Here is a 3,279-nt window from a genome sequence, read left to right as displayed (position 1 = left end):
CGATCGCCAATGGCGGGGTGCTGGTCGACCGCAACCGCATCGCGGTCGAGGTCAAGCAGATGCTGCCGCGCTCGCCGGTCCCGACCACGCGATAGCGGCCCCGGTCGGCCACGAAAACCATCCACAATCCGGTATTTTAGGGCAGGGCGGGCCTTGTCCCCCCGACATCGATTTGATACACGGGCGCCACTGATCCGGTGCCGCCTGTTTCCAGGCTCCGGCTTCTCCTTCGCGCTCGTGGCGGAATTGGTAGACGCGCTGCCTTGAGGTGGCAGTGGGTAACACCGTGGGGGTTCGAGTCCCTCCGAGCGCACCATACCCACGCGCAAGCAACTGAAGTTGCTGTGCTTTTTTCCCAAAGTTACTACGGAAAATTGCGACTTCGTTCTCCGCCGGTATTCCGGCGGCGTTCTCCCCCGGTGCTTGCAGGAAATCATCCAGCGACTGGCTCTGATCGAAGGCAACGATCAGAGAATGTCAGCGATCGAATGGCCCTGGAGCTCGATGCCGAGGCCCTGCATGCCCAGGTCAGTGATCTCGCCGCCCATCGCCTTCAGGCTCTCTTCGCGGATCAGCGACATCAGCCCGCGCCGTAGCGCCAGGAATTCGGACGACATCATCATCGCCTGCTGCCGCGGCCGCTCCAGCGGGATCTGGATCTCGGCCTTGATCGAGCCGGGCCGCGCGGTCATGCAGTAGACCCGGTCGGACAGGAAGATCGCCTCGTCGATGTCGTGGGTGACGAACAGTACCGAGATCTTCAACCGCTGCCACATGTTGGTGAGGATCTGCTGCATGATGATGCGGGTCTGCGCGTCGAGCGCGCCGAACGGCTCGTCGAGCAGCAGCACCTTCGGGCCGGTGGCGAGCGCCCGCACGATGCCGACGCGCTGCTTCATGCCGCCCGACAGCCGCTCCGGATAGTGGTTCTCGAACGCCTCGAGGCCCGCGAGCCCGAGCAGGGTGCGTGCCGCGCGCTCGCGCTCGAACTTCGGCATGCCGCGCATCTTCAGGCCAAACTCGACGTTCTCGCGCACGGTCTTCCAGGGGAACAGCGAATATTGCTGGAACACCATGCCGCGCTCGGCGCTCGGCCCCGTGACCTCGGCGCCGTCGACGGTGACGACGCCGCTGGTCGGCTTGAGGAAGCCCGCCACCGCGTTCAGAAGGGTCGACTTGCCGCATCCCGACGGCCCGACGATCGAGACGAACTCGCCGGGCGCGACGTGGATGTGGGTGTCGGTGACGGCCTCGACGGCACCATCGATGGTCTCGTAGCTCAGGGCGAAATTGCGAACCTCGATGTGGCCCGCCCTGGTCTCAGCTGCGGCCTGGCTCATCGCGACCTCCACGGCATCACCATCTGTCCGGCCGTCCGGATCACCAGGCTCGAGCCGAGCCCGAGCACGCCGATCGCGATCATGCCGAGCGCGATGTCGGCATACTGGACCAGCGAATACGCCTCCCAGGTGAAGTAGCCGATGCCGAACTGGCCCGAGATCATCTCGGCAGCGATCAGCGACACCCACGCCACGCCCATGCCGACCGTCAGCCCGGTGAAGATATGCGGCAGCGAGGCCGGGAAGTAGACCTCGCGGAAGATCGCGCTCTCCCGTGCGCCGAGGCATTTCGCCGCCCGCACCAGCACGGGATCGACCAGCGTCATGCCGTGCAGCGTGTTGACCAGGATCGGGAAGAACGAGCCGAGGAAGGTGATGAAGACGATGCTCTGCTCGTTGGTTGGCCACAGCATGATCGCCATCGGCACCCAGGCGATCGCGGGGATTGGCCGCAGCACCTCGGCGACCGGAAACACCGCCTCGTGGATCAGCCTGAAGCGGCCCATGATCAGGCCGAGCGGGACACCGACCACGGCGGCGAGCGAGAAGCCGACGAAGATCCTGCGGCAGCTGAGAACGACGTGCATCAGGAAGTGCGGATCGTGGATCGCCTTGGTGAAGCTCGCATACACGGCGAGCGGCGCCGGCACGTTGGTGAAGCGCACGAAGAACACCACGCGATAGGTCGTCAGCAGGTGCCAGGCGATCAGGAACAGGAGCAGCGAGACGGTGCCGATCAGGAGCGACCGCATCCTGTCCTGGTTCAGCCTGAACCAGCGGACGGCGCGGGCGCCCGGCCGGCGCGGCGGGATCGCGGCGCCAGGCGCGGCGGGCGCCGCGGCCTGGTCGGGCGACGTCATCAAAGCGGGACTGTTCAAGTCTTGCCTCCCGTCACGGCCAGCTTCACGGCGTCGTCCAGGCCCATCACCTTGCCGCCGATCTTGGCGGCATACGCCTCGGCGTCCTTCTTCAGCAGGAACGGCGCGATCTCGCCATTGTTGGCGGCGAAGAACGCCTGGTCGGCGAACAGCTTGATGCCGCGCGCGGTATCGAACACGTAGGCGACGTTGATCTTCTTGCCCTTGGCCTTGAGGTCGGCATAGGCGCCGAGCGTGCAGGATGCGCTGCTGAAGGCGAAGATGCCTTCGCCTTCGACCCAGACCTCGCCGGCCTTGCGCGGCTCGGCGATCGGCTTGTTGCAGAACGTGTCCTGGCCGGAGATCTCGTAGTTCGCGGTGCCGGCGAGATCCTTGTCATAGTCGAGCTTCAGCTCGGCATAGGCCTTGCGCAGATAGGAATCGTCGACCCACTTCCGCGGATCGAACTCCTTCATGCGGCCGAGGCTCTGCAGCACCTTGACGTCGGTCGTGGCGGCGTCGATCAGCGCCGGCTTGATCGTCGGGTCGGTCGTCATGTTGCCGCCGGGGCCGAGGAAGATGTAGACGACCTCCTTGTTGATCCCGGTCCATTCCTGGATCTTCTCGGCCGCCGCCTTCGGATCCTGGCGCAGCCACTGGTTGGCGGCGATGATCGCCTTGGCATAGGCGACGACGACTTCGGGATATTTCTCGGCGAAGTCGGTGCGGACCACGACGCCGTGGAAGGTCGGCAGGTTGGTCTCGACGCCGTCGAAGATCTTGCGCGCATAGCCGCGGAACGGCAGCAGCTCGGCGAACGGGACGAAGTCGGCATGGGCGTCGATCTTCTTCTCCTGCAGGTTGGTCGAACCGACCTCCGGCGTCTGGCTCACCAGCTGGAAGAAGTCCGCGGGATAGCCGCGGTCCTGCAGCGCCTTCAGCACCATGCCATGGGCGGCCGAGCCGAACGGGACGCTGACGAGCTTGCCCTTGAGATCGGAGAGCTCATAGTAGGGCGAATCCTTGTGGACGACGATGCCGTTGCCGGAGCCGGACAGGCTGTAGGCGGCCACCGCGATCAG

3 protein-coding genes, 1 tRNA gene and 1 pseudogene are annotated in these 3,279 nt (G+C 65.4%); 2 read left to right on the top strand and 3 right to left on the bottom strand.

Going from position 1 to position 3,279, the window contains the following annotated elements; translation table 11 throughout:
• Together BRAS3809_RS37730 and BRAS3809_RS05045 are read left to right on the top strand one after the other, a co-directional pair.
• Positions 1-95 (top strand): annotated as a pseudogene (locus BRAS3809_RS37730) (FliM/FliN family flagellar motor switch protein); the annotation flags it as partial.
• A 136-nt stretch (positions 96-231) separates the two neighbouring features.
• Positions 232-316, top strand: a tRNA-Leu gene (locus BRAS3809_RS05045).
• A 151-nt stretch (positions 317-467) separates the two neighbouring features.
• Here BRAS3809_RS05045 and BRAS3809_RS05040 read toward each other — a convergent pair.
• The 3 genes from BRAS3809_RS05040 to BRAS3809_RS05030 form a co-directional block, all read right to left on the bottom strand.
• Positions 468-1,340, bottom strand: a complete 873-nt coding sequence (locus tag BRAS3809_RS05040; RefSeq protein ID WP_035655324.1) for an ABC transporter ATP-binding protein — start codon at positions 1,338-1,340, stop codon at positions 468-470.
• Complete coding sequence (locus BRAS3809_RS05035; RefSeq protein ID WP_008961021.1) at positions 1,337-2,218, bottom strand: ABC transporter permease; 882 nt, start codon at positions 2,216-2,218, stop codon at positions 1,337-1,339. The genes BRAS3809_RS05040 and BRAS3809_RS05035 overlap by 4 nt, the downstream gene beginning before the upstream one ends.
• A partial coding sequence (locus BRAS3809_RS05030; RefSeq protein WP_035655319.1) for an ABC transporter substrate-binding protein occupies positions 2,215-3,279 on the bottom strand: 1,065 nt, incomplete at its 5' end. The genes BRAS3809_RS05035 and BRAS3809_RS05030, both read right to left, overlap by 4 nt.

Source organism: Bradyrhizobium sp. STM 3809, assembly GCF_000239795.1.
GTDB lineage: Bacteria > Pseudomonadota > Alphaproteobacteria > Rhizobiales > Xanthobacteraceae > Bradyrhizobium.
Note: the sequence above shows the minus strand (reverse complement) of the source record. Positions and strands in the feature narration are given on the sequence as shown.

What these genes read in the sequence shown, in the direction of transcription:
- BRAS3809_RS05040 (WP_035655324.1), bottom strand. Translation starts at nt 1,340, where the DNA reads ATGAGCCAGGCCGCAGCTGAGACCAGGGCGGGCCACATCGAGGTTCGC.